20 protein-coding genes and 6 pseudogenes are annotated in these 26367 nt (G+C 61.3%); 12 read left to right on the top strand and 14 right to left on the bottom strand.

Features of this window, described 5'->3' with window-relative positions; genetic code table 11:
* Nucleotides 1-493 precede the first annotated feature (493 nt).
* Complete coding sequence (locus tag QFZ23_RS11280; RefSeq protein WP_306922964.1) at nucleotides 494-1621, top strand: MFS transporter; 1128 nt, start codon at nucleotides 494-496, stop codon at nucleotides 1619-1621.
* A 1224-nt stretch (nucleotides 1622-2845) separates the two neighbouring features.
* Here the strand turns inward: QFZ23_RS11280 and QFZ23_RS11275 are convergent.
* Entirely contained in the window at nucleotides 2846-3847 is a 1002-nt protein-coding gene (locus QFZ23_RS11275; protein ID WP_306922962.1) for a LacI family DNA-binding transcriptional regulator, read from the bottom strand.
* A gap of 492 nt (nucleotides 3848-4339) precedes the next feature.
* On the opposite strand from QFZ23_RS11275, the gene QFZ23_RS11270 reads away from it, so the two are divergent.
* From QFZ23_RS11270 to QFZ23_RS11260, 3 genes and pseudogenes are all read left to right on the top strand, one after another.
* Entirely contained in the window at nucleotides 4340-5305 is a 966-nt protein-coding gene (locus tag QFZ23_RS11270; protein WP_306922961.1) for a sugar phosphate isomerase/epimerase family protein, read from the top strand.
* 22 nt (nucleotides 5306-5327) lie between these two features.
* On the top strand, nucleotides 5328-6749 hold the full coding sequence (locus tag QFZ23_RS11265) for a sugar porter family MFS transporter (RefSeq protein ID WP_306922960.1): 1422 nt from the start codon (nucleotides 5328-5330) through the stop codon (nucleotides 6747-6749).
* A 161-nt stretch (nucleotides 6750-6910) separates the two neighbouring features.
* Nucleotides 6911-7366 (top strand): annotated as a pseudogene (locus QFZ23_RS11260) (substrate-binding domain-containing protein); the annotation flags it as partial.
* Between the two features lie 519 nt (nucleotides 7367-7885).
* On the opposite strand, the gene QFZ23_RS11255 reads toward QFZ23_RS11260, so the two are convergent.
* Together QFZ23_RS11255 and QFZ23_RS11250 are read right to left on the bottom strand one after the other, a co-directional pair.
* Nucleotides 7886-8224, bottom strand: a complete 339-nt coding sequence (locus tag QFZ23_RS11255; protein ID WP_306926812.1) for a hypothetical protein — start codon at nucleotides 8222-8224, stop codon at nucleotides 7886-7888.
* Between the two features lie 7 nt (nucleotides 8225-8231).
* Nucleotides 8232-8708 (bottom strand): SulP family inorganic anion transporter, encoded by a 477-nt coding sequence (locus tag QFZ23_RS11250; protein ID WP_306922958.1) that lies wholly within the window; start codon nucleotides 8706-8708, stop codon nucleotides 8232-8234.
* 261 nt (nucleotides 8709-8969) lie between these two features.
* Between QFZ23_RS11250 and QFZ23_RS23730 the strand changes: the two are divergent.
* Both QFZ23_RS23730 and QFZ23_RS11245 read left to right on the top strand, forming a co-directional pair.
* Nucleotides 8970-9337: pseudogene (locus QFZ23_RS23730) on the top strand (GFA family protein).
* 171 nt (nucleotides 9338-9508) lie between these two features.
* Complete coding sequence (locus QFZ23_RS11245) at nucleotides 9509-10408, top strand: NmrA family NAD(P)-binding protein (RefSeq protein WP_306926810.1); 900 nt, start codon at nucleotides 9509-9511, stop codon at nucleotides 10406-10408.
* Nucleotides 10409-10653: 245 nt separating this feature from the next.
* Here QFZ23_RS11245 and QFZ23_RS11240 read toward each other — a convergent pair.
* Nucleotides 10654-11792: pseudogene (locus QFZ23_RS11240) on the bottom strand (low temperature requirement protein A).
* Between the two features lie 96 nt (nucleotides 11793-11888).
* Here QFZ23_RS11240 and QFZ23_RS11235 point away from each other — a divergent pair.
* On the top strand, nucleotides 11889-12395 hold the full coding sequence (locus QFZ23_RS11235; protein WP_306926983.1) for a hypothetical protein: 507 nt from the start codon (nucleotides 11889-11891) through the stop codon (nucleotides 12393-12395).
* Here QFZ23_RS11235 and QFZ23_RS11230 read toward each other — a convergent pair.
* The 6 genes from QFZ23_RS11230 to QFZ23_RS11205 all read right to left on the bottom strand — a co-directional run bounded on the left by QFZ23_RS11230 (nucleotide 12355) and on the right by QFZ23_RS11205 (nucleotide 16618).
* Nucleotides 12355-12477, bottom strand: a complete 123-nt coding sequence (locus QFZ23_RS11230; protein ID WP_306922955.1) for a ribosomal protein bL36 — start codon at nucleotides 12475-12477, stop codon at nucleotides 12355-12357. The two genes, QFZ23_RS11235 and QFZ23_RS11230, sit on opposite strands and share 41 nt — an antisense overlap.
* Before the next feature lie 250 nt (nucleotides 12478-12727).
* Nucleotides 12728-13963, bottom strand: a complete 1236-nt coding sequence (locus QFZ23_RS11225) for an NAD(P)/FAD-dependent oxidoreductase (protein WP_306922954.1) — start codon at nucleotides 13961-13963, stop codon at nucleotides 12728-12730.
* Nucleotides 13960-14319, bottom strand: a complete 360-nt coding sequence (locus QFZ23_RS11220; protein WP_306922952.1) for a UBP-type zinc finger domain-containing protein — start codon at nucleotides 14317-14319, stop codon at nucleotides 13960-13962. Before QFZ23_RS11220 ends, QFZ23_RS11225 begins: the two co-directional genes overlap by 4 nt.
* Before the next feature lie 213 nt (nucleotides 14320-14532).
* Entirely contained in the window at nucleotides 14533-14907 is a 375-nt protein-coding gene (locus tag QFZ23_RS11215) for a nuclear transport factor 2 family protein (RefSeq protein WP_306922951.1), read from the bottom strand.
* A 103-nt stretch (nucleotides 14908-15010) separates the two neighbouring features.
* Complete coding sequence (locus QFZ23_RS11210; protein ID WP_306922950.1) at nucleotides 15011-15967, bottom strand: alpha/beta hydrolase; 957 nt, start codon at nucleotides 15965-15967, stop codon at nucleotides 15011-15013.
* A 129-nt stretch (nucleotides 15968-16096) separates the two neighbouring features.
* A complete protein-coding gene (locus tag QFZ23_RS11205) occupies nucleotides 16097-16618 on the bottom strand; it encodes a MarR family winged helix-turn-helix transcriptional regulator (RefSeq protein WP_306922948.1) in 522 nt (173 codons plus the stop codon).
* 155 nt (nucleotides 16619-16773) lie between these two features.
* Between QFZ23_RS11205 and QFZ23_RS11200 the strand changes: the two genes are divergently transcribed.
* The 3 genes and pseudogenes from QFZ23_RS11200 to QFZ23_RS11190 form a co-directional block, all read left to right on the top strand.
* Entirely contained in the window at nucleotides 16774-19596 is a 2823-nt protein-coding gene (locus QFZ23_RS11200; RefSeq protein ID WP_306922947.1) for an AAA family ATPase, read from the top strand.
* Nucleotides 19597-19914: 318 nt separating this feature from the next.
* Nucleotides 19915-20508, top strand: a complete 594-nt coding sequence (locus QFZ23_RS11195; RefSeq protein WP_306922945.1) for an HD domain-containing protein — start codon at nucleotides 19915-19917, stop codon at nucleotides 20506-20508.
* Nucleotides 20509-20819: 311 nt separating this feature from the next.
* Nucleotides 20820-21318, top strand: a pseudogene (locus QFZ23_RS11190) (recombinase family protein); the annotation flags it as partial.
* Between the two features lie 478 nt (nucleotides 21319-21796).
* Here the strand turns inward: QFZ23_RS11190 and QFZ23_RS11180 are convergent.
* Both QFZ23_RS11180 and QFZ23_RS11175 read right to left on the bottom strand, forming a co-directional pair.
* A complete protein-coding gene (locus tag QFZ23_RS11180) occupies nucleotides 21797-22834 on the bottom strand; it encodes an LLM class flavin-dependent oxidoreductase (RefSeq protein ID WP_444861246.1) in 1038 nt (345 codons plus the stop codon).
* 23 nt (nucleotides 22835-22857) lie between these two features.
* A pseudogene (locus QFZ23_RS11175) lies at nucleotides 22858-23173 on the bottom strand (relaxase/mobilization nuclease domain-containing protein); the annotation flags it as partial.
* A gap of 99 nt (nucleotides 23174-23272) precedes the next feature.
* On the opposite strand from QFZ23_RS11175, the gene QFZ23_RS11170 reads away from it, so the two are divergent.
* Nucleotides 23273-23686 carry a VOC family protein gene (locus tag QFZ23_RS11170; protein WP_306922944.1) on the top strand — a complete coding sequence of 138 codons (414 nt, stop codon included), beginning with the start codon at nucleotides 23273-23275 and terminating at the stop codon, nucleotides 23684-23686.
* Between the two features lie 421 nt (nucleotides 23687-24107).
* Nucleotides 24108-24407 carry a DUF4193 domain-containing protein gene (locus QFZ23_RS11165; protein WP_306926805.1) on the top strand — a complete coding sequence of 100 codons (300 nt, stop codon included), beginning with the start codon at nucleotides 24108-24110 and terminating at the stop codon, nucleotides 24405-24407.
* A 299-nt stretch (nucleotides 24408-24706) separates the two neighbouring features.
* Here the strand turns inward: QFZ23_RS11165 and QFZ23_RS11160 are convergent.
* Both QFZ23_RS11160 and QFZ23_RS11155 read right to left on the bottom strand, forming a co-directional pair.
* Nucleotides 24707-25875, bottom strand: a pseudogene (locus tag QFZ23_RS11160) (IS256 family transposase).
* Between the two features lie 232 nt (nucleotides 25876-26107).
* Nucleotides 26108-26359, bottom strand: a complete 252-nt coding sequence (locus QFZ23_RS11155; RefSeq protein ID WP_306922942.1) for a hypothetical protein — start codon at nucleotides 26357-26359, stop codon at nucleotides 26108-26110.
* Nucleotides 26360-26367: the final 8 nt, after the last annotated feature.

Here is a 26367-nt window from a genome sequence, read left to right as displayed (position 1 = left end):
GATCGAGACCTCGTTTCCGAATCGAAAAAATTCGTTCACAGACCCGCCTACCCTACGTATTGTTTCTTGCAACCGATCTCAGCGACGCGATCACTGCATCCGATCTCATTACCAGCCAGATGCATAGGCTCCCTGGAGTTTGCCCTCGGCAATACCCATGAGCGAGGTACAGGCGGGCAAGACCGACCCACCACGTCGTTGCGGTTCTCCCGAAAATTCCAATACCCCTCCCCCAGCAAACGTGAAAATATGGAGAGTTCAATGAAGACCTCAAAAGAAGCCTTCGGCAGCCCGGACCCTTCGGAGCTTCCCGAAGTGTCCGAACGCCCTCACCGCCCCGTCAACATGGTGGCAGGCACCATCGGCCACTTCGTGGAATGGTACGACTGGTACATCTACGGGCTGCTGGCCGCGGTGTTCTCGACACAGATTTTCCCCAGCGAGTCCCCCTTCGCATCCCTTGTCGCAGCACTGCTCACTTACGCTGTCGGGTTTGTTGTACGCCCACTCAGCGGCATTATCATCTCCCCTGGCCGACCGCTTCGGCCGACGGCTGATCCTGACGCTGTCCATCTCCGGGATGGCCCTCGGCGCTCTGATCATCGGCCTCACACCTCCTTTTGCGACGATCGGCTACGCAGCACCGGTGCTCTTTCTGGTTGCACGCATCCTCCAGGGAATCTCGGCCGGCACTGAGCAGCAGAGCGCCATCGCGTTCATGGTCGAACACGCTCCCGCGAACCGGAGGGGCCTGTTCGGCTCGTTCTCCAACATGGCAAGCGGCCTCGCGACCCTTGCAGCGACCGGCGGCGCGGCGATGGTGACCTCATCCTTTGCTCCCGCCGACCTCGCCTCCTTTGGCTGGCGCATTCCCTTCCTCGTAGGTGGCGTCCTCGGCGTCGTCGGTCTCATCCTGCGGGCCCGCGCAGACGAGACCCCTGAGTTTGAGGCAAGTACCCTCGTCGATCAAAAGTCCGCCTGGGCGCGCCTGATGGACCTGCTCCGCGAACACCCGAAGGCGCTGCTGCAGGCAGCGGCGCTCTCTGCCCCGGCAGTGGCCTACTACACCTGGGCCACCTTCCTCCCCACCTACGCCAAGCTGACCACCGGCCGGGACCTGTCCTCCACCCTGGCCGGGAGCGTCATCGGGCTGGCCTTGCTCGTCGTCATCGTGCCAGTCTGCGGCGCGCTGTCAGATCGACTCGGCCGCCGCAAGATCTTCCCCATCATCGGTGCCATCGGCATGATCGTGCTCTTCTACCCCTTGCTCCTGCTGCTGAACCAGCCGGGCTTCGGCGTACGTTCTGGTTTCGGCATCCGGATGGGTGGTTCTCGGTATCTGGCAGTCCGTTTACCCGACCATTCAGGCCGAGCTGTTTCCGGCCTCAGTCCGGGTATCCGGCATTGGTTTCGCGCATCAGATTGTGATCGCCGTCTTCGGTGGCACCGCACCACTGATCGCCGCCGCATTCGTCGGCGCGGGACAACCCATGTACGTCGCGGTCTACATGATCGCCATTGTCTCCCTCAGTCTCATCGTCTACTTCACGCTCCCGGAGACTGGCAGCCGGGCCGGGCGTGTCACCGTAGCTCCGGCCGACCCCGAGGTACTGGAGGGTGAGCACCTGCTCTCCGGGACTGCACCCGGCGGGATCCAGGCGAAGGGTTCCAAGCCGTAGGGGTCCTTCTCCTCGGCGGAGGACCGGTTCTCTGGAACTGCCTCAATAAGCGTTAGAGGCTGCTCTCCGACGGCACTGCTGCTCTGCTGGCGTAACGCCCCGCACTTCGGGGATCGCCCTCGACCGAGGCTCGGTCGAGGGCGATCCTCTTTGCGGCCCAAGGCCAGCAATGGGCTGGATGTCCTTGTAGACAAGCACAAGCGAGTCGGCGGCCGCCTTTAAGCGTCGCGACACCGGGAACAGGCGTAGTGGGGCGGATCCTCATATCAGGTTGAAATACACCCCAAGCTGACAGCGGAAACCACTTAGGTCGACGGAAGGCCGGATATCGGCCTTCAAAGCACAGGGGGATAGGGGAGGTTGACTTCTTTGTTTGTCCGTTTTCAGTCCAGATGTCAGGGCGCGTGCTGGATGAGCCGGTGTTCTCGGCTTTGGCGTCGCTGCGGTTGGAGTCTGCGCTGCCTGTCCGTTCCTTCTTTTCCTTGGCTTGGCAAGCGTAATTATGGGGGTTCGTGGTGGTCCAACACGCCGTGCTCGCATGTGGGCTTTGAGAGTTTGCTGGAGCGGGATTTCCCGATGCTTGCCGATCACGACAGGGACGTTGTCGGCATCGCGTCCCGGCCCTTTGCTGTGCTGTGGCCTAAAGGGACCGAGCGTGCCCGCGGACATGTGCCGGACTTCTTTGTGCGGCTGAGTGATACCGGGCTGGTAGCTTGCGAGGGCTTGGAGGTATCCTGCGCAAGAAGCTCACGATCAAATCGGCAACCGCCAGGCCGCTCCGACAGGGAAAGGCTATTCCCCGTCTGCCGCAACAAGCGGCACACCACCCCAACTCGGTCATGGCGCCAGACTGTCTGGGACCACGGAACGTAACCCTCCGCGCACCCGTCACCGAAGTTCCCGCAGATCGTGGCAGAAATGCTCGGTTACAGCCAGTTACCAGTGCGTAATCAGAAGAGGCGCTACGCAGCCCGCCATAGTGCCCCTGCAGTCAGGCGGAGCCCCGGGAGGCGCCGGTTCAGGCCTTGGTTACCCGAGATACGGGCGGGGTTCTCGGGTTCTGCGATGATTCCACGGGGTCTTGGCTGCGGCGAACTCGCTTAAGAGGGAGCTGATTTCTGACGTGGGTGTTCGATCGTCATCCTGCCGACAGCGAAACCGCCAGGCTACGTTGTCTGGCCACGCATGAACTCGACGGGCAGGACGATGTCTTGGTGTTCGCCTTGCCGTATTGAGATGAGATCCATGACAGCATTCGCGATCTGTTCGATCGGTTGCCGCACGGTAGTTAGCCGCGGTGTAATCATTTGCCCCCAGCCGATGCCGTCGAAGCCGCAAATGGCGATATCCTCGGGCACGCGTATGCCGGCTCGCTGCAGTTCGAAGAGAACCTGGATGGCGAGGACGTCGTTGCCGGCAAAGTAGGCGTCGATGGTTCGATCACCGATAAGTATGTCGGCTGCGACGGTACCAGCGTCGGACGTACGGACCTGACCGAACGCCGCCTGCGCTACCTCAAGGCCTACCTTCGCGGCTTCGTCGATGAATCCTGCGGCTCGGCTTGCCGACGTCGGCAGTCCCCGCGGCGGGCCGGTTACCAGCGCGCGCCGGCGTCCGAGTGAACGAAAATGGCGCGCCACCATGCGGGCCCCCGCTTCGTTGTCAACGGACACCGCGCCGGCGCCCGCATGGGACGTTATCTCATCCACGATGACAATCGGCGGACCGGAATTGAAGCGGGACTCTACTTCATGCACAGCGTCGCTTGTCATGGGGACATAGATAATCCCATCCGGCACCTCGTCGAATACGGCGCCTAAATAAGACACCTCGCGGGCGCGATCCAGCTGGCAGTTCATAAGTGAGAGCAGGAAACCCCTGCCGCTCGCCGCATTCTCGATGGCGGCGATGAGCTCCGCATAGAAAGGGTTGGTGACGTCCGGCACCACGGCTGATAGCGACTTCGGCGCGCCGCGGCGCAGTGCGCGGGCGTGCCGGTTGCGCTGGTAGCCCAGTTGGCGAACCACTTCCAGGACCCGTTCACGCGTGGCGTCCGCCACCGGCGCCTTTCCTGCGAGAACGAAGCTGACTGTTGCCGTTGACACGCCTGCTTCGCGCGCGACGTCAATGATTCCGACTCGCCTGGCGTTCTTATGATGACTAGGCACTATGGAATGATCCTAGCGCCTCCCGCTTCTGACAGCGCGGACATGGGAACTAAGTTCTCCGGTCTTTGGCTCGCCTGGTTCTATGAACGCCCGCATAGGCAACCCGCCGCCATTGGCGGCATTCAGCCCACACGGGTCCGATACGTCCAACACCGTGAGCGTGGCTTTCGAACTGCAGCCTGCCAGTATCCGCGTTCCCGACGGCATAGCCCTTCGCGGTTTCAACAGGATCCGCGCGGGTGACCGAAAGGCCTCACTGCCTACGTTGAGCCGCAATCGGACGTCATCGGCAGCACCGTGACAGGCATCGCCTCGACATCTAAGGGGCGACGAACAGGACATCGTCCTCCCCCCGGACCCCTCCCCCATGCTCTGAGTACCACGCTCCAAGGCTATTGATATGTAAGGACATTAAGACTAACATCGGGATCTAAAGCTTTAGATAGCCTGGTCGTCCTCATTTCCGCACAAAGACGTACGAAAGGAACACTCATGCAGCTCGGACTAATTACCGACTCGCTGGGTTCGCGTCCGCTCGAGCAGGTGCTCGATATTGCAGCCGAACTTGGCATGGACACTGTGGAGATCGCCACCGGCAACTGGTCCGATTCCCCCCATGCAAACCTCGACCAGCTCGTTTCCAGCACCTCAGCACGCAAGGCACTAGCTGAAGCCATCCGCTCCCGCGGGCTCACCCTCAGCGCACTGAACGCGAATGGAAATCAGCTCCATCCCGTGACCGGACCTGCCCACGACAGGGTCGTGCGCGACACCATTAGGGTGGCCTCCGAGATGGGCGTGCCCACGGTTGTTCTGATGTCCGGGCTTCCCGGCGCGCGGGGTGAGAAGGCGCCTAACTGGATCACTACATCGTGGCCGCCGGAGACGCTTGAGATCCTCGAATACCAATGGTCAGAAGTAGCAGAGCCCTACTGGGTTCAGCTCGCTGAATTCGCAAGAAGCCATAACGTTCGCCTGGCGGTTGAAATGCACGGGCGGCAACTCGTCTTCAATGTGGCCACAATGAAGCGGCTGCAGGGCATTGTCGGTGACGACGTCGTTGGTGCAAACCTCGATCCGTCCCATCTCATGTGGATGGGCGCGGACATTCTTGCGGTCATACGCGCGCTGGGCTCCTCAATTTTCCACGTACATGCCAAAGACGCCCGCGTTGAGACGCCCAACACGGCAGTCAACGGCATTCTCGACACGTTGCCCCCGGCCCGTGCCACGGACCGATCCTGGAACTACGTGACCCTTGGTCTAGGCCATCCCGGCGGTGCCGCATTCTGGGCAGACTTCGTCTACAGCCTGCGGTCAGTCGGCTACAACGGCCCGCTTAACATCGAGCACGAGGACGTCCTTGTGAACTCCGGCGAAGGCGTCCGCAAGTCTGCCGAACTCCTGAGTTCCGTGCTGCTCCGTGATGCCCCGGACTGGGCTCCCGCCCGCATCTGACCCTCCCAAACAAAGGACCAATATGCAGACGCAGACGTCTCCTGTACTTGGAAAACCCCGCATTACCGAATCCACTGGCCCGAAGCTGGGATTGATCACTGCGATCGCGACCCTTGGCGGCTTGCTGTTCGGCTATGACACCGGCGTCATCAGCGGCGCCCTCCCATTCATGACACTACCTGGAAGCGCAGGCGGGCTGGAGCTCACCGCCGCCCAAGAAGGCGTTGTGACCGCTTCCCTCGTTTTCGGGGCGGCGTTTGGGGCGCTGTTTGGCGGACGCCTCTCGGATCGACAGGGCCGCAAACGCAACATCATGTTGCTCGCGGTGATCTTCTTCATTGGTGCCATCGGGTGTGCCATCGCTCCGAACACTGCCATAATCATAGTTGCCCGCTTCATTCTCGGTCTGGCCGTGGGCGGAGCCTCGGCTACTGTGCCGGTCTTCCTCGCCGAGCTCGCCCCAGCCTCACGACGCGGGCAGATTGTCACGGTGAACGAACTGATGATCGTTACCGGCCAGCTCATCGCTTACAGCTCGAACGCATATCTCGGTTCGATATCCGACGACGGACACATCTGGCGCGGAATGCTGATGCTGGCATCCGTCCCCGCGGTACTCCTCTGGCTGGGCATGCTGTTCGTCCCGGAATCCGCGCGGTGGCTGGTCAGCAAAGGACGCATTGAGGAAGCTCGAAAGTCGTTGCTCCGGACGCGACCGGCGGACATTATCGACGACGAACTTCAGGAGATGCAGGCATCGGCGGCAAAAGACGCCGGGAGCAGAACGGGCAGCATCCTGGACCTCAAAACACCATGGATTCGTAAACTTGTCTTCCTCGGGATTGCTATTGCATTCCTTTCACAGACAACAGGCGTCAACAGCATCATGTATTTCGCGCCTTCGGTCCTGATTTCAACGGGGCTGGATACGCAAGCGTCCCTGGTGGCAACCATCTGCAACGGCGTGGTGTCCGTGCTCGCAACCCTGCTGGGCATCTATCTGCTGCATCGTGGAGTTGGCCGGCGTCCAATCATCATTACTGGCCAAGCCGGACTGACCGCGGCACTGGCTCTCATCGGCATCTTCTTCCTTTTGCCGGAGTCTTCACTTCGCTCCTACCTCGTCCTGGCAGGCATGTTGCTATTCCTCCTGTTCATGCAGGCCTGCATCGGGCCGATCTTCTGGCTCCTGCTGGCCGAGATCTTCCCGTTGAGGATCCGTGGATTCGCTACCGGACTCGCGATCTCCTTCGTCTGGATCGCCAACACGATCGTATCCTTGGTCTTCCCCATCCTTATCGACTCGATCCAAGGCTCTACATTCTTCCTCTTCGCCGTGATCAATATCGGAACACTCATCTTCTACATCCGATCAATTCCCGAAACCAAAGGCCGCAGCTTGGAAAAGGTAGAGGAGGAACTTCAGCGTCGCTTCACTAGCTAGGCAGGTACCGCTCATCCGGCCATGAACGGCCAGCCATCCTCAATCAAGTCGGAAGCATCAGGTTCCCGACCCCACTGGAACCGAAGGAGATTTCATTTTGAAGAAAGCGTCTCTGCGGCGGATCGCCGCCACAGCAGCATGGCAGGCCGGACAGCGTCGTAAATGGCGGAGGGGGTGGGCAGGTTGCCGCCACGCCGCGTATGAAGGTCGCCCTAATCACCCATGCGGCACCCGGCGACGGGACATCTGACGAAGCCGCAGCAAAGGATAACGTCGAGGTTCTCTGCACTTCAGACCCGCAGGGAGGCCGGCAGGCACAGCTCATCCAGCAAGCGGTGGACCAGAAGGTTGATGGGATTGCCGTCACGCTTGCTAAGCCGGACGCCGTCAAGGGCGCTTTGAAAAAAGCAGTGGACGCGGGCATACCGGTAGTCAGCATCAACGCCGGTGAATCAGTCTCCGCACAGCTTGGCGCCTTTACCCACTTCGGGTCCAATGAACAGCTAGCCGGGCAGGCAGTCGGCTCCAAACTCAGCAAGTTGGGATTTAAGCATCCTATCTGCGTAATCCAGGAGCAGGGCCACGTTGGTCACGAAGCCCGCTGTGCAGGGCTAAGGCCGCCGAGAAGTTCGACTTCTTGCTGCGGCCGCTGACACCCGGAAAGTACACCATCAGCATCCAATTCCTGCACTGGATCACCTCGGAGGTCCTCGCCACTAAGACCGTCACCGTCACCGCAGCCTGAATCCTTGCCCGCTGCTCATCAGACCGGTGGAACAGCTCCGACGTAAGCGTAAGCGGGAAGCATGGAAAAATTCTGAACGGCAACAGGCCTTCGTGCCCGGCACCGCCCAGATGGGTGGCGCTCAGCGTCTCACCTGGGCTTCACCGCTGCCGCTTGATGTAACGCAAACCTGGCGGTTGCGCCATGCGCACGCTCATCCCGGCGCCCTTCCGGGTTAAAAGGATGTAGCCCGGGACATTGGGGGCCGTTCCAGGCTACACGCCTACTGTAAACAGTCAGACGTCTAACAACCTATACGCCCGTCCAAAGCTCAAAGGGCCGGTGTTGGGATGCCCGCATGCTCGGCCCGATCTCTCATCTGATGATGCCCGACTGGAGCACAGCGGCCGTCTCATAACCCTAGACTTTTGAGACACACTTTGGTTACGAGACGCGAGCGTGTATTCCGCAGCGTAGCCGCCGCATACCAGACACGAGGGTCAACAGCGGGTTGTAAGGCTCGACGACGGAGCAGGTGGGGGACTGGCACGGGGAAGCCGGTGCTGCGCTCGTCGAGACCTTGAATCGTCACGGTGGCGCCGTGGTCGCCGTATTTCGTTTCGATGGAGTCGAGGGCGGCAACGGTTGAGGCGTCCCAGATCTGGGCGCGGCTGAGATCAATGGTCACGGAGGTCGGGTCGTCGGTGTAAGCGAAATGCTCGACGAGGTCATTGCTGCTCCCGAAGAACAGCGGTCCGCTACCTCGTAGCGGACACTCTCGCCGTCGCCGGCGAGGGTCCGGTCGACGCTGATGACGTGGGCCACTCGCCGTGCGAAAAGCACCATCGCAGCCCGGCCACGATCGTCGAAATGCGGGTGCGGGCCTGGCCGGTCTTCACGTTAAGGACGGTCTCGCCGATCATTGCGCAGCCGGCAATGCCGCCGTAGAAGCCGGCGAGGATGTTCGAGACGCCCAGCGCCCAGGACTCGCGGCCCTTGTGTGAGGGGGTTTCGGTGATGTCGTCGACGAGTTTCGCGGTAAGGAGGGTTTCCATGAGACCGACGAACGCCACGCTCAGCGCAGTTGGCAAAATCAGTTGGAAGGTTGCCAGGTCCAACGGAACGAGGAACGGGGTGATCCCGGGCATCTTCCCGGTCAGGGGACCCTCGTCGGCGACGTTCGGAACAACGAGGTGGGCGATGATGATGATCGCCGTGACGACGACTATCGCCACCAGCGGTGACGGGACGGCCTTGGTGAAACGCGGGAGGATGAGGTGCGATCACAGCCGCGTCCTGGTCGTCGGGTACCTTGAGCGCGGCCGCATAGTTGGTGGCGTACAAGGAAGAGCTCAGTCAGATGACGGATGTCCGGGCCTTGCTGCACGGTCATGATGGACAAGTCCAATCCGGGGGCCTGAGCCCTGCTCGCAGCGGGCGGAGGCCGGCCCGGGTGGCCCATGGGTGGCATCGGCATATACGAATAGGAGTAAGACATGTCGGAGAAGTTCACGGGTCGTTGTGAGTGCGGCGCCCTCACGTACGAGTTCAGCAACACACCCGACGTCATTGCGAACTGTTATTGCAAGGATTGTCAGCGATCGTCCGGGGGCGTAATGGCTACCTATTTCAGTGTGGCCCAGGACGACTTCAAGCTCCTCGTGGCAGCCCGCGTTCCTATCCCTATGTGGTCGACAGCGGAAACACGCTGGAGCGCAGCTTCTGTCCTGATTGCGGTGCCCGGGTCTATACCGACAAGCTCTCAGGATTCCCGGGCCAAGTATTCGTGATGCTCGGCAGCCTCAACGACCCTGAAAGCGTCAAGCGGTCCACAGAAGAGAGTACGCCTAGTGGCTGTGGCTAGGCGTGGGGCTGGCCAGACGATCAGCACGAAAGATACGCGCCAGCAGGCAAGTTCAACTCAGGGGAATAACGTGACGTATCACGCACTTAGAGTGAGTTGGTATTGCTCAACATAGTGCTCCAAGCGGAGCTTCAGAAGTCACGGCTCGGATAGCCGGTCACTGGAAGAGTGATGCTCAAGACGAGGAGAAAACAAATGGCAGTCTTAGTTATCGGTGCCACCGGCACTATTGCAAGCCGTGTAGCTCAAGAGCTGCTCGAACAGGGGGACGGTGTTCGCGGGACCGTTCGGGACGCCTCACGGGTGACAGCCCTTCCGGTGGGAGTAAAACCAGCGATTGCTGACCTAGATGATGCCAGCGCGGTCAACAAGGCAATGGAGGGCATTGATCGTGTGGTTCTTATCGCCGCCAACTCACCTAGACAGGCTGAGCAGGAAGGCAATGTGATTGAGGCTGCTCGTCGAGTAGGCGTAGAGCATCTGGTTAAGCTATCGGTAGGTGGGGCCAGCCCTGATGCGGGGTTGGCTCTGGCGCGCGCACACTGGGCCGCTGAGATGCAACTACAAGAGAGCGCGGTGCCTTTCACAATCGTCCGTCCGGGATTCTTCATGCAGAACTTGCTGCAGTACGCTTCGTGGATTGAAGCGGACGGCGCATGGCGCCTCCCGATGGGAGAATCCCCGATTGCGATGGTTCACGCCAATGACGTGGCACAGGTAATCGCCTCAGTTGTGCACTCTGAACCGCCTGCTTACGAAGTGAGCGTTACAGGTGGCGCCCCTCTAACCATGGCTCAGGCCGCGACAGCCATCAGTCTGGCCAGTGGGAGGCAAATCCGTTACATAGACGGTGACCCGGATGCGTATTTTGCTCAAATGCTCGCTGCAGGCAATGACGAGCAGTACGCACGGGATATGACGATCCTGTACGACCAAGTCATTCGCGCGGGCTACGCGGGTGCTGTTTCCAGCGATGTGCAGAAATTGCTGCACCGGGATCCGCTCGACTTTGCACACTTCGCTGCGGAATCGGCCGCGATTTTCCGGGCAGGCGCCCTAATCCGCGGCTAGGAACCTCAAGGTGGCGACGCCCGCATGTGCCTTTGGCTTGAGGAGACCTTGGTTGATAAGCACCTAGTCAAGACTCCCGGGAGCAGATTGGCCAGCCGATTGTCCTGCGGCGGGGTGTGGTCTTTCTGCTGCGACAGTCGGGTAGGCGTCGAGCCTTCGGCATTGCCGAAAACGTCAAGGCCGGGCACTACCGGGCTGCTGGCTTCTGCCAGGAAGTAGTAGCGCGGTGGTCTTGTTCCATGATGTTATAGGTGAGCGCGGACCGCGGCCCTTGTTTCGGCGTACAGGGTGCTTTCAGCGGCCACGAGCAGGCCGGTGACGACGGCCACGAGGACGAGTGCCGCCAGCGGTGCCAGCGGAGCCGCTACCGGAATGAGCAGGAGCAACACGGCGCTGCCACCGAGCCGCCACTTCTTCCAACCACCTCCTACGCGCCGCCAGAATGCCGCGCTGCCGAGCAGGTAGAGGGCCGTACCGCCGAACAGTACGGACGCCCCGAGTGTGCCGAAGCCCTCGGTCTCGGCGGCGTGGGCGAGGACGTCTTCCACGCCGAACGCTGAGAGCACGATACCGGCAACGAGGGGCAGGTGCAGGTAGGTGTAAGCATCGACAGCCATTGCTGTTCGTGCGCTTCCGCGCAGTGCGGCAAATCGGTGTTCGGCGGCTATGGCTGTGACGTCGAAGTGGAGCCACCATAGGCAGATGGACAGAGCGACGCCCGCGAAGGCTCCCAGGAGGATGGGTACGCTGACGGGTTCAGCCGAGGCACCCACGCCGATAGCGACGATGGATTCGCCAAGTGCCAGGATCACAACGAGGCCGTAGCGCTCAGTCCAGTGTGCTGCTGAGTGGACACGCCAGTTGCCGCGTGCGGAGGTGACGTAGGTGATGCCGGCATCGGTGGCGACCCCTGCCGCCCAGAACCACGTTTGTGCCAACCCTTCAACCAGTGCCCCTGTGACAATCAATGCATCACCTGCTGCATAGGCGTAAAGACTGAGGTGCAGGACGCGGACGACAACGTAGGCCAACGCCAGAACGAGCGGTCCGTTGAGCCCTCCCTCGAGATCAGTGAATGATTCGGGGATGGCAAGTGCGGCGATAAACATTGAGATCATGGCGGCGCCAGTCCGAGTCGCATCAGGCCTTCGTCCGCGTGGGTCTGGTTAGCCAGCCAGGAGTAGCAAACCCAGGACCACCACAGCATCGAGAGGATGATCAGGCCTTGAAAGACACCGAAGAATGAGTGCTCGTGCGTCATGAACCCCGTTACCTGGGTAAACGCAAAGACGAAGACCAGGTCGAAGAAGAGCTCAAACGTGGTGACGCGATGTGACTCGTCGGATACGCGTACTGTGGGAAGTGTTCGGCGCTGGCTTCGCATGACACAAAGGATAAAGGCCAGAGATCACCTTGCTGGAAATTCCGGGTCTCTACCGACGGGCGAGTGGAACCGGATCCGGGCTGCCATAATAGCCGCATGTCAGCTTTCGAGCCCACTTCTCCCCTGGCCCGGCGCGCATCAACAAATCCCGCTGATCGCGATATCGATGTCGATGTTTTCCTGGAAACAAGCGGCGACCATCCTGATGCCGAACTCGCCGCTCATAGTCAGCGAGATCGCCTAACTGAAACCCTGTTCCGTACCCCGAAGGCCGGTGAGCATCTGGACGCCGAGTCGCTGGAAGAAGAACTCGAAGGCTCGCGACACACAACCACTGGTGAGTATTCCTGCACACCCGCCGGCGCACCTGGAGGTAAGACAGTGCCGCTCAGTTTTCTTAGCGGTACGTCAAATAACGCCTTCTTAGCGTTGGTCGCCACCATTCCGCGCCTGCCTAGGCGGACCGCAACCATATGTGGGCATTATGAAGCGCTTTTGGGGCGCCGTCTTGGCTCCCGGCGCCCCCGACACGCCGAAGGGGTAATCCGGGTATCGAAAAACTTCACCCTTGACGTGCCTTGCTCCTTGGGTTTTTCTTGTTGAGCACGAGCGTCCGACCTTTACGGCGGACCACTTGGCTGCCTGGATTGGTCTTGAAAGCGCGGAGCGAATTACGGACCTTCACCGGTATCCCCTCTATGGATCTGCGTTGGACATTCGTTCCGTTTGTTCAACTGGGCGTAGCGTGTCGCTATTCCTTGCCGCCCCCACTTACACCAACCAGGGGCAAAACCACGGAAGTGCGCCGGACTTGGCGGAGCACTTGATTGATCCTCCGGCGTTGCAATGTTCGAATTGCCCAGCTCACAGCGCAACCAGATGCCCACTCCTACGTTCGCGGCGGTGTCCTTGACCGCAGGGTATTTGTTTTAGATTCAGAAGGACTCGGCAAGGAAGCGGTGGGCGAAAGTCACGGCCATCGCTCCCTCTCCTACCGCTGAGGCCACTCTTTTGATGGAGTTGTGCCGCACGTCTCCGGCCGCGAATGATCCAGGCACGCTCGTCTCCAAGTAAAACGGGGGTCGCTCCAAAGGCCAAACGCCGTCGAGGTCCTTGTTCTGCAGGTCCGGGCCTGTCACCAGGTAGCCCAGCTGGTCCCGGATAATTGGGGTTCCGGCCGCCCATTCGGTTTCCGGTTCCCCTCCAATGCAGATGAAGAGGCTGCTCGCGTTATGGGTCTCGTGCACGTCGGTTGCGTCCACGAGAGTGACGCCAGCAAGGATTCCATCGTGGGCCTGCAGGTGCGAGACCCGGGTGTTGAGCCTGACTTCGACGTTCGGCTGGGTCGCGATGCGCTCTGACAAGTAGCTTGAGAGTGTGGCTGCAAGGGAATCACCCCGCACAACCATAATTACGCGCGTTGCATAGGCCGCGAGATTCATGACGGCTTGGCCGGCTGAATTGCCTCCGCCCACCACCACGACCTCTGTGTCGACGCAGTTTCCTGCCTCGCTCGTTCCGGCACCGTAGTAGACGCCTCGCCCGATGAGCTCCTCCTCGTGTGGCAGGCCAAGGCGGCGCCATCGGACCCCTGTTGCACAGACATTCGATCGGGACACCATCGTCGAACCGTCGGCGAGGGTCGCGTACATCAGGCCGTCGCGGAAGTTCCCCTTAATTCCCTCTCTCATAATGAGGATTTCTGCTCCGAAGTCGAGGGCTTGCTGGCGGGCACGCTCGGCGAGCTGGGCGCCTGCGATTCCCTGGGGGAATCCCAGGTAGTTTTCAATCAAACTGCTGGACCCGGCCTGGCCTCCCACGGCGTCACGTTCGAGAACGACAACCCGTAGTCCTTCGGAAGCTGCGTAGACAGCGGCAGATAGACCTGCAGGACCAGCACCATAGATCGACAGGTCGTATTCATGAAGCTTGGGTTGCGATAACCAGCCAAGCGCGCCAGCCACGGTCGATACGATGGCATTGGTGACACGCCTGCCCTCGGGGAACTCCACAATGGGCAGCAGTGGTGAGCGGGAAAGGTCAGTGGAAGTAACGTCTTCCCAGGCGTAGCTGACTCCGCTTCGGGTGAGAAAGTCGCGGATGGCGAAAGCTTCCGGGCTTCCCCCGAGCCCCAGCACCCGCACAAGCCCTGGTTTGTGTGCATCGTTCATGCGCGAGGTCCCAACAAGATGCTCCTCCACTCCCCCGGCACCCTGCCCCGAGGTCCTGGTACACCCTGGGATTCAGGGTGGCTGGTAGGTGGCGCCAGCTGGGCTCCTGCAACCACCTGTTGCTCCGGGTAGCTCCAAAACCAGGTTTCTCCGGGTTCGAAACTTTGGACGTAGGGATGGCCCGTTTGCCTGTAGTGAGCAGTGGCGTGCTTGTTCAGGGAATCATCACAACATCCAACGTGCCCGCACGCCGCGCAACGGCGTAAATGCACCCACCAACTACCAATGGCATCGCATTCGACACATCCTTCCCCGCTCGGAGGGACCGATTCGTTGATCCCGCTGTCAATTCCCATGTTGGCTCCTTTTCGCCTCCGTGCACTGTGCGCTGCTGACCGGGAGGAGATGCGCTGCCTGATCGACTCCCGGCACTTCAAAAGGCCTCATGAAGGCTGTTGCCAGCAACGACTGCCGCCCCTAACTCAATAATCCGCCGTATGTGTAGACGGTGCGGACAGCAATCGGTACCGCGGCCACCCACAGCACCGATTGCGTTACCGTCTCAGGAATCAGTTCACCGCTGGTTCACTCGGAGCATCGATGAACACATACACAGCGGTGATAGCGCCGTCTTTAATCGTCAGGGCGTCCCGGCCTGTCACGACTGCAGGTTGGCCCTTAGGACCGAGGGTCCACGTGTATGTGGTGAGTTCCTGTGCGGTCTGGATTGGACCGGTGAGCTTCAGCTGCATGCCGGGAAGGGCAGCGTGCAGACCGTCGATGGCTTGCTCCACTCCCGATCGTCCACGGTAGGTGGCCTCTGACTCGGCTACGACAGCGTCCGATGCATAAGTTCCAGCCACCGCCGATGTGCGTTCCGGGCCCGGTTGGGAGTTCCATATTCTCAGGTGTTCAGCGGCGATGGCAGCGATGGATTCGGCCATGTCTTTCTCCTTTTGACGTCGGTAAGGTACGCAGTGGCGGGATGGACAGGGTGAAAAAGTGATGGGACTGCACGCACCTTTGCATTCCTGTCCCGCTCCGTGATCAGGCCAGTGCTGCTTTCAGTGACGCAACAGCGAGCAGGATGGCGTGTTTCGCGGCCTCGGTGTCGTGAAGCGAGTTGAGCATGACGAAGTCATGGACGATGCCGCCAAACCGGGCGTTGGTTGCCTTGACTCCAGCCTGACGCAGCCGGGCTGCGAAAACCTCGCCCTCGTCACGCAGAACGTCGGCCTCAGCGGTGATGATCAGGGTCTCGGGCAGGCCCGCCAGCTCCTGGAGGGAGGCCCGCAATGGCGAGGCCGTTGACTTGGTGCGCTCTCCGTCCTGGGTGTATTGGTCCCAGTACCACTTCATGCCATCGCGGGTCAGGAAGTAGCCCTCGGCAAACTCGATGTACGAGCCGGTATCGAAGGAAGCATCTGTTACGGGGTAGAACAGGATTTGCTTCGCGAACTTCAGGTCGCCGCGTTCCTTGGCCAGGAGCGATACCGCGATGGTCATGTTGCCGCCGACGGAGTCGCCGGCGATTGCCAGCCTGCTGGCATCCAGACCTTTTTCGCTGCCGTTCGCCGCAACCCACTGCGCCACTGCGTAGCTCTGTTCGATCGCAACCGGGTATCTAACTTCCGGTGAGCGGTCGTACTCGGGGAACACCACGGCCGCATGCGTCCCGATAGCGAGGTCACGGACGAGCCGGTCGTGGGTATGGGCATTGCCAAATACCCACCCTGCGCCATGGATATACAGGATCACCGGCAAATTCCCGGTGCTGTTCAGAGGCTTGACGATACGGGCCTTCACTAATCCTGTCGGCCCGCCCTGGACCTCTATCCACTCCTCATCGACATCCGGCTTCGCGATGGGCGAATCCTGGACTCCATCGACAGCCTTCCGCCCCTCGGCCGCCGGCAGCTCGTACAGGAAGGGAGGGTTGGACGTCGCTTCCACAAAGTCCTGCGCCGCAGGTTCCAGCGCATAAGCTTTCGGGTTTCCGGGCATGACGGCTCCTTGCTAGGAAAGGGGGGGTGAGGGATCCTTATCTCCCTTCCACCTTTGCCGAACACTTGTGGCCGTGCATCCGTCAACTGACGTATCCGTGCTGAAACCACCGTCGATCACGCTTCGACCCTAGGGATGATCGACAGGACGCGGGAGTGTCCCGGAGCGTATCAATTCCTCATAAACCATCTCGAAAGTCTCCGCGAGCAAGTCCATACGCTGATCATCAAGAACGCTGAGAAACATCCCTTTGACCAACGCGATGTGACCGGGAGAGGCCGCAGCCAAGGATGTTCTACCCAGTTTGGTCAGCGAGACTGCGGTCGACCGCTTATCTGTCGCACTGGGCTGCAGATGGACAAGCCCACGCCCAGACATACGCCGTGCATGGTGACTGACCCGGCTACGCTCCCACCCAATCCTGGTTGCAAGGCTTGATACGGAGAGTGTGGCGTCATCGTCGCTGATGAGAGCAACAAGTATGTCGTAGTCAGCCAGCGAGAGGCCGTGGTCTTCCCGAAGTTGGCGGTTCATCTCATAACGAAGCCGAAGCTGAACCTTCATGTAGGCGTACCACGCCCTGGTTTCCTTAGTGGACAGAAGGGCATAGGGAGACTCCTCCGCAATTTCATACTCGCCAGGCACCGTCATCGTCCTCTCCTAACCCTGGTCCCCACGAAACGGCGACCAACAGACACCGCACCAACCCAGAGGATCGGCCCTTGGTTAGGGCCCTGCTCCTTGACTACGAATCACACCCCGCGTATAGATTTGTGTGATATTTCACGCAAATCCGGAAGAAGGCCATGTCCAGACCTCTGTGGGAGGCTAACAGTAACAAAGCCGTTGAGGAGGCTGCACACGACCGAGTCGTTGGTCGCGATGAGGAGCTTAGCCGGTTGACCGCTCTGATCGCTGGAGCAGGCAAGGCCGCCCGGGCTCTGATCATCGAAGGTGACCCAGGCACCGGGAAATCCATCCTCTTAAACCATGCTGAGCGGCAGGCAAGAAAGGCAGGTTTCCGGACCCTCCGCTGCACCGGCATGCAAGGCGCTGCTGCGATCGGATTCAACGGTCTGCACGAGATGCTGTATCCGATACTGCACTACATCGACGCCATCCCTCCCCGTCAACGCGAAGCACTGATGACAGCGCTGGCGATGCTGGAAGGCCCTCCCCCCGGCAAACTGCAGGTATGCGTAGCGGCGTTGAGCCTGCTCGAAGAGGCTGCTGCTGATAAACCGATCTTCATCGGCGTGGATGATTTGCACTGGGTAGACCACTCCAGCACTGACGTCATCACATTCGTCAGCCTCCGCTTGGAAAACTCCCCAATCGCCTTGCTGGCCTCGACCCGACCACGATGGGACCGGACAGCAATCACTGACATGCGTTTGGAACGGCTCCTGCTTGGGCCCCTCAATTCCCAATCATCCGAGGAACTCATTACCGTTCTTGGTGCCGCATTCTCACCCAGCGAACGGGCACGGGTGCTGCGGGAAGCCGAAGGCAACCCGTTGGCGCTTTGCGAACTATCGGTAGCGCTCCGTCGTGACGGAGTAGCGGACACGGCACTTCACGCGACACTTCCTACAACAAAACGGCTGGAGCATACCTTCCTCAGCCATAACCGCACCCTGCCGGAACGAAGCCAAAAAATGTTGCTGCTGGCAGCGGTCGCGGATGATGCGAACCTTTCGGATCTACTCGACGCGGCACGTACGTTCGATCTCACCTTTGCAGACTTTGCACCGCTTGAACGTGCCGGTCTGATCCGGATAGCAGACGGCATCCTGACATTTCGCCATCCCGTCCTCCGGTCAGCTATCCAGGGTGCAGCGACAAGCGATGAGATCCGCCGAGCCCACGAGGCTCTGGCACTATCAAATTCCGACCCTGACCGCGCCACGTGGCATCGGGCGGCGGCAACACTGGGACAGGACGAAACCATAGCTGCCGAGTTGGACAACGTGGCCAGACGGGCCGAAGGCCGTGGAGCCCTCATTGAAGCCGCAGTGACCTTCCGCAAATCCGCAATGCTCTCCCCCAAACCAGCCAAGAAAGCCTCACGCTTGGCTTCAGCAGCCTCGATAGCACGTTCAGCGGGAAAAACGAGCGAAGCACTCGAAAGCCTGGAACACGCTGAACTGATCGCTGAGGATGCCGACACCGTCTCACGCCTGGCAATGATTCGGAGCATCCTGAGCCTCACCGCGGGAGTTCGCGGACTCACACGAAGTGACCTGGACCTCATCCTGGGGAAACTTACCGGCCCTGAAAACGTCGAACACCGAACCACTGTCTTGTGGTGTGCTGCTCTGTCCGCTCGAGGCCGGAATTCTCCAAAAGAAGACCGGCACTGGCTGCAGGACCAACTCTGCTCCACCAAAACACCCAATCCGCTAAAGACAGTGGCCCTGGCAGTCCTGGAACCGCTCGGCGGCATCCCCGAGCTCCGAACAGAACTGCCACAACTTGTGTCCCAGCTCGTTGACCAGCCCCTCGGACTAGTATCTCTTGCGATAGCGGCAGAATCCCTTCAGGACACCGAAACCGCCCTCACCGCATGGAGTCTCGCATACGAGCGCTTCGCGGCCCGAGGGGCCGCCGCTGACGAGGTGCAGGCGCTGCGAGGGCGAGCCGGCGTCCGACTCCTCTGGGGCCAGGTCCGGGAAGGCTTGGCCGATGCAGAGTACGCCATGCGGATGGCCCGGGATACCTCCCAGCCAATGCTGGAAAGCACCGCCGCAGCCACGGTCGCACGCGCCAACGCCCTCCTCGGAGACTTCTCCAAGGCACAAGCCGCCCTCGCCCATAGTCGCGAACTGATGAAGACTTCACCGCTTGCGGTGACCAGTGCAGACACGCGGTGGGCAGCTGGTCTCATCGCACTTGGGCAGCAGCGTTTTCGTGACGCCCTCATCGAATTCACCCACATGAGTGTCCATCCAACACGTGCCCTGTGGGCGATCGCGGATCGTGCCGAGGCGGCAGTGCGGGCGGGCCGGCCCGAGAGCATACTCGAGAACGTAGCGCAGGCTGACACCATCGCCAGGGCGTATCGCTCCCCACTTCTAGCCTCACTCGTGGAACGAAGCAAAGCTCTCCTCGCCGCCCCCTCCACCGCGGTCGGGCACTTCGAACGGGCCATACAGCACGGTGAGCTCAGTGAGTCAGCGCTCGAGCTTGCACGCACCCAGCTCCTTTACGGTGAATGGTTGCGCCGGGACCGGCAACCGGCGGAGGCGCGAATTCATCTGTCGGCAGCGCTGCAGGCCTTCAACGCCGCAGGCGCCGCCCAGTTTGCCGATCGTGCTGCCAAGGAACTGCGGGCGGCCGGAGAAGTGCCGCGGACATTAACCGCGGCCGCACCCTCAGAACTGGATATGCTCACACCTCAGGAACTGCAGATCGCCACACTCGCCAGCCGCGGCCTGTCCAATAAGGAGATCGCAGATCAGATCTACCTGTCACATCGGACGGTAAGCACACATCTGTACCGTGTTTTCCCCAAACTCGGTATCACCAGTCGATTTCAGCTACGGGAAGCCTTCGAGCGCATCGCGCCGGCCCAAGGTTCAGTACCGTCACCAAACGACGCCGCTCGTCATTCCCACCAAGAAAGCTGAGGCCGGCTCCCCGAGGGCTGGCGCCATCAACGGCACCTCCCCGCCCATGGTGTCCGCATGAACGCCGGGCAGGTGACATCAGCCGTCCTAACGCACTCGAGGACGCGAAGCCATCGGCCGACAGTGTGGGATCTACCGAGGAACTCGTCACTGAAGCAGCACCGGTCAGGCAGCCGCTTGGCCAAGCCCGGCCTTCCTCTCAAACACGGACTGACACAGCTGCGCCGTTCCAGAGTGCACACGGGCTTGAGCACCCCCTGCAGAAGCGCTGCGAGCACCGTGGTTTCATGGTGCCCCTGTCCTTGCTAGGCTCCCTCCATGAGCGCCGATGATCCATTGATCCAAGCAGGGAAGGACCTGATTTCCAGCCGCCTCCACCCAGCCATCATCAACCACAGCATCAGGGTCTTCGGGTTCGCGCAGGCCATCGCTGAGCATGAAGGGTGTGCCGTGGACTTGCAGGCACTGCAGGTAGCTGCGCTTTTCCATGACGCAGGGACTGCCAAGGAATACGACGGGCCCCACCGGTTCGAGATCGAAGGCGCCGATGCGGCCGCAGGTTTTCTCGGTGAACGTGGGTGGGACGCGTCCCGCGTCGATGCAGTGTGGGAAGCAATCGCCCTGCACACCTCGCCACAGATCGCCGAACGCCGGGGCCCCTTAACTCGTTACCTCCGGCTCGGCGTCCGCGTTGATTTCGGTGATGAAACGCTGCTGCCGCACACAGCCCGTTACCGCTCCACGGCCGAAGCACTGCACCCCCGACTCATGATCGAGCAGGAACTTGGGAATGCCGTGGTCAAACAGGCAGCACGAAACCCCGCCAAAGCACCGCCGGCCTCATGGCCCGGAGCGCTGCTACAGGCTCACCTAGCCGACCCGAACCAGTCCGGCGTCAACCCTGCCTTCTGAGGACCTGTTGCGACCGCGGACACTGCGCGCCGCGACGTCCGCGGCCTGCGCCCGGGTCTGGTCTGGTACGCCCTCCGAAGCCCAAAGCCGGCCAGTTGCTGCCGCCACTCCCCTCTTGGCCCGTCAGCTCGGCCTACTGGTATCCGGTGCATATTAGATTTCGGATTATTCGTGCTTTTGAAGAACGCCGTCGCGGAGTTCGCTAAATTTGGGGCACACCCCACACTGACATCAAACGATCCAGGTATCCTGACCTGCTCCAAAAAAGGCCGTAGAACTCAATCTGACAGGTTGAGGGTTTGGAGGCTCAGGTGGCTGGTCAGCGGACCGGGTACGTGCGCGTCAGCACGCTGGACCAGAACGAGAAACCCCAGCTCGACGGCCAGGTTCTGGACCGGGTCTTCACGGACAAAGCCTCGGCGGGGACACGGCCAGACCGGAGCTGGCTGAGTTGCTGCGATTCGCCCGTGACGGGGACACCGTCACCGTGCACAGCATGGACCGGCTTGCACGCAATATGGATGACCTGCGTTCCTTGGGCCAGACTCTGACCCGTAAGGGCGTGCAGGTGGAGTTCGTCAAAAAGAGAGTCTGGTCTTCACCGGGGAGGACTCCCTCATGGCCAACCTCATGCTCTCGGTAATGGGTGCCTTCGCCGAATTCGAACGCTCCCTGATCAGGGAGCGGCAGAGGGAAGGCATCGCTCTGGCCCAGCAACGCGGTGCCTACCGCGGGCGGAAAAAGACCCTCACACCGGAACGGGAGGCCGAGCTGGTGCAGCGGGCCGACAGCAGTCCTCCAGGCGCAGTGCGCTGAGCTTCCTGAACGCCGCACAACTAAACTCCCCGGAGGCCTACATCAGTTGACCCGGCAGCCTGCGGAGAGGACGGCGAGGTCAAAAACGAGGGGACGAGGGAGTTCCTGCGCCACTACATGGACGAATACGCCGCCTTCATCGCCCCGGTCCTTGACGCGACGTCAGCCGGGCACATCGGCGATGAGCACCCCGACTCGCGCAAGTAAGCCACCAGCTTTCCGAGACCCGCGCCAGATTGCAGGGCCGCCCCCACGAACTCTCCGGGGCGGGCCTGCGCGGCAGCTTGCCTACTCATCGGCCTAACTAATTCCCCTGTTGTACTTGGCCGGGGATGCGTTCGGCAGCGTTGGCCTTGCCGAAGTACTGCTGGCGCGGGACGTAGGGGATGCCGGCCGGGTCGCGATGTTTGTGGAGCGTCAACACAGCCAAATTAACCGCAACTTCCGTACTGGGGGAATCTGCCGCGAGGGGTCAGCGCCAGCCCAGCTGTGGCGCCACATACTTCAGGATCGACTCGATGACGTGAGCGTTGTAGTCAACGCCGAGCTGGTTCGGGACCGTGAGCAGCAGTGTGTCTGCCGTGGCGATCGCCTCATCCTCGGCCAGCTTCGCGGCCAGCTCGTCCGGGGCACCCGCATAGGACCGGCCAAAAACCGCGCGCGTTTTCTCGTCGATGTTGCCCACTTGGTCAGAGCTGTTGCGGTCGCGGCCGAAGTACTGCCAGTCGCGCTCGTCCGTCAGCGCGAAGATGCTGCGGCTGACCGAGACGCGCGGCTCCCGCTCGTGCCCGGCCTCCTTCCTGGCCAGCCGGTAGAGCTCGATCTGCTCAGCCTGCTGGACGTGGAACGGCTTACCGCTCTCGTCATCCTTGAGCGTGGAGCTCTGCAGGTTCATCCCGAGCTTCGCGGCCCAGATGGCCGTGGCGTTCGAGCCCGAACCCCACCAGATACGATCACGCAGGCCCTCAGAGTGCGGCTCCACGCGCAACAGCCCCGGCGGGTTCGGGAACATCGGGCGGGGATTAGGCGCCGCGAAGCCCTCACCGGTGAGCACCTCGAGCAGACGCTCGGTGTGCCTGCGGCCCATGTCCGCGTCCGACTCGCCCTCGCCGGGGACGAAGCCGAAGTGACGCCACCCCTCGATGACCTGCTCGGGTGAACCCCTGCTAATACCCAGCTGCAGCCGGCCACCCGAGATCAGGTCGGCCGCGCCGGCATCCTCCGCCATGTAAAGCGGGTTCTCGTAGCGCATGTCGATCACAGCGGTACCAATCTCAATGCGACTTGTCCGTGCCCCAATCGCAGCAAGCAGCGGGAACGGGGAGGCATACTGCTGGGCGAAGTGGTGGACGCGGAAGTAAGCGCCGTCCGCCCCCAGCTCCTCGGCCGCGACCGCGAGGTCGATCGCCTGCAACAGCGCGTCCGACGCGGTGCGCGTGCCCGACTCCGGGTGGTCGGTCCAATGGCCGAAGGACAGGAACCCGATGTTCTTCACACCGGAAACGAACATTGTGGCGGCGGTTCTTATTCCGGCGGTAGTACGCGCAGCTTTTCAACCAGCGCTGTTGCGTTGCGGGTGTACTCCACCCACACATTTGCTGAAGGTGTTGCGTTCGCGGGCCCGGTTCTGGAGACCTTGCGTTTGTTGCGCGCGGAGGCGTTCCATTTCCGCTGCGGCCTCGGTGGCCAGGTGCGGTGAGTCCGTCCATTCTTCACGCAGGGCACCGAGCTTCAAATCGGAGGCGAGCATGCCGCCGCCGAACCAGAACGGGCGCTCCCCTTGCATGGGGCGTTCCGCTACGGAGTACCCAACGATGACGTCGGTGGTGTTCTTGGCATACCGCGGGCGCGTTCACCCGTCACGGCCGTCAGCAGGGGCGGGGCAGCGGAAGCTGAAGTGCCGTCCGGAACACTGGCCATATCCCGCGGGCAGGTCAACAATGACTGGATGGGGTATTCAGCAAGGGTCGCGTCATCTGTCCAGTTCGTGGCAGAACTGGACAGGTCCGTGAACTTCTACCGGGACCTGTTCAGGTGTGAGGAGACCATCCGCTCGGGCGAGGCGGCCCTCCTCCTCGCACCCGGAGGCTTCCAGCTCTACCTCATCGAGCGTGGCAAGCGGGAGGAGCGCCACTCCGGTGGCCTCGGACATCACCTGCTGATGTGGGCGACAGACACCGCCGAAGGCTTGAAATATTTCGAGCAGACTCTGAAAGAGATGGGGCGATACACGGAGACCCGCACAGCCGGAGGAATCACTGTGGTGGAAGGCCGCGACCCTGATGGAATTCCCGTCATGGTCGCCCACCCCGATCCCTCAGAAAAGCCCCGATCGGTCTTCGATAGCCACCTCTACACCTGAACCCTCTTGAAACCGGAGGACGCCGTTGTCCAATTAGCCTGGATGTGTTCGGTGCCCACCCAGCCCCAATTGTCCAGATGGGGGTGAATGCCGGGAGAAGCTGGATCCGGGCGCGCTGACCGATAATACCTACTCGTTAACCGCCCTTGCCCGGCTCGATCAAATTCAGGCCCGGGTTTCCTGACGCTGTTCACACGCGGGCAGACCGCCGGATCAGGCCTGGCTCCGGGAGGGAGTCCAACAAGTGCTGGATGTCACCCTTGTGGGTCAGGTCAGAATCCAGTCACTCGGCGAAGCGGTCCCGCGGAATGATCACCGGAGACCGGTCGTGCACCTTTCTGCCCGCCCAGGGGAATAAGGGGTGGATGCTGTATGTTGCTATCGCGACAAACCCAGAACAAGAGAAATGAGAAGCGCCACAGTGGCAACCGATTACGACGAACTTCGGACCGATGTCAAGGAATCCCAGAACGACTCCCTGGAGGCCCTCAAAACCGCTAAGGCTCCGGACGCGAAATCTGTGGTTCTGGAACTCGATGAAGCCGACGTCCTGGACGGCCTGACCCCCGGCGGCGAGTTCATCGCCGAAGAGCTCGTCGTTCAGGTCATCCCCCAAGCCGATGACGAGTTCACCTGCTATTCCTGCTTCCTGGTCCGCCACCGCTCCCAGAAGGTGCGGGAGAAGGACGGCCATGGCTACTGCATCGAATGTGAAGGCTGAGCGGTTCTGGCCGACAGTCCGGAGCACATCAGGGACCGCATCCGCAAACAGTTCACCCTCCCGACCGCGCGCTGAGCTCACCCTGCACTTCGAAACGCTCGGTGAGCACGCCATGCAGCGGCCCCACGGGTGTTCATAGGCGAGAACACCTTCTGCCCGGGAGCGACAGCCACACTTCCAAGCACGCCTTCGCAAGGCTCGGCCTGGCTTGGAAGAAGAGTAGGCCACTCCCCCGACCATTCACCGGCCTAGTTCGAGGGACTGTCCGATAAACGGTTTGTGGGTCCGGCCGGTTTTCATTAGTGAATGCTTCTTTCGAACCGGCCGGCGAAGGTAATCGCGAACGCGTTTAGTGAGGGCTTCCACCTCGTCACCCAGCGTGCCCGACCGCCGCCGGTGGGATCAAGAGATCTGGTGACCAGGTACAGGCATTTCAGCGCAGCGGTTTCGTTCGGAAAGTGCCCGCGGGCCCTTACTGCTCTTCGGTAGCGTGCGTTGATCGACTCGATTGCGTTCGTCGTGCAGATCACTCGTCGGATTTCCACGTCGTACTCCATGAACGGCACGAATTCCGCCCAGGAGGACTCCCAGAGCCGCATGATGGCCGGATATCGCTGGCCCCATTCGGTCGTGAACTCGGCGAACCGGTCCTTCGCGGCCTGCTCGGACGGGGCCGTGTAGACGGGCTTGAGCGCCTTGACGATGCCGTCGCGGTGATCGCCTCCGGCAGGCCCTTGAGCCCATCGCAGACAGCGATGAATACGTCTTCCACGCCGCGGTTCTTTAGCTCGGAGAATACCTGCAGCCAGAACCGGGCGCCCTCGCCGCCGTTGCCGGCCCAGATGCCCAGGTTCTCCCGCTCCCCGTTCACGGTGACGCCCATGACGACGTAGAACGGGGTGTTGCGCACCTGCCCGTCACGGACCTTGACTACGATCGCGTCAACGAAGAGCACCGGATAGATCGGATCCAGTGGACGGGCAGACCACTCCGCGAGTTCGCCAACAACCTTCTCCGTGATGCGGCTGATGGTGTCTTTGGAGACCTTGGCCCCGTAGATCTCCTCGAAGTGCGCGGCGATTTCCCCAGTGGTCAGCCCACGGGCAGAGAGTGAGAGCACGATATGGTCGATCCCGTCCAGACGCCGTTTCCGATTGGGTACGATCACCGGCTCGAAAGAGCCGTCCCGATCCCGGGGCACCTCAATCTCGACCGGGCCGATCTCGGTCAGCAGGGTCTTCGGCCTGGTGCCGTTGCGCATGTTGGCTGCGATCGGCGTCTGGCCATGCTCGTGGCCCAGGTGCTCGGTCAGTTCCGCTTCCAGCGCGGTCTCGAGCACATTCCTCGTGAGCTGGTTCAGCAGCCCGCCCGGGCCTACGAGGCTCACGCCCTGCTCCTTGGCCTGCGTGAGCAGCCGCTCCGCAAGCTCCTTCTGATCGATGATCTCTCCCGTCACAGGATCGATCATCACCCCTGCCATCTCGGTCGTGGACTCTGACACGGCCGTCTCCTTTCGGATCCGGCCGGACCCCACACACCGTTATTCTTACAGTCCCCCAATCCGGCCCAGTCGCCGACTGGAGAGCTGCGCCCTGATGGCGAAAAAGCTGCTACTACCGTAGCCGCCATCTTGGTCCAAGCGGCCTGGTCCAGCAGGTTGTTCTTCTACTGGCCGCCTTGGTCTCTTCTTGCTGTGATCGCTAGGGGAGGATTTTGTGGATGACTGAGCCGTCACCGTGAAAGATTAGGCTTCGGCTTTGCCCGTCGATCCAGACCCAAAAGTATGTGGCGTCCTCGCCAACGTCGTCCACGGTGCCGTGCTCTTGCGCGAACCCGCTCCGTTTGACGGTGACTCGGTCCCCCGGGTTTAGGTGGACCCAGCTGTGGTAGCTGAGCGGGCGGGCTTTGGTCTCAAGCGTCAGGACGTTCGGCATCTGAGTGTCCGCGTTCATGTTGCTCC

It is taken from the genome of Arthrobacter globiformis, assembly GCF_030818015.1.
In the GTDB taxonomy this organism is placed as follows: Bacteria; Actinomycetota; Actinomycetes; order Actinomycetales; family Micrococcaceae; genus Arthrobacter; species Arthrobacter globiformis_C.
This window is presented reverse-complemented; position numbering and strand designations above follow the sequence as displayed.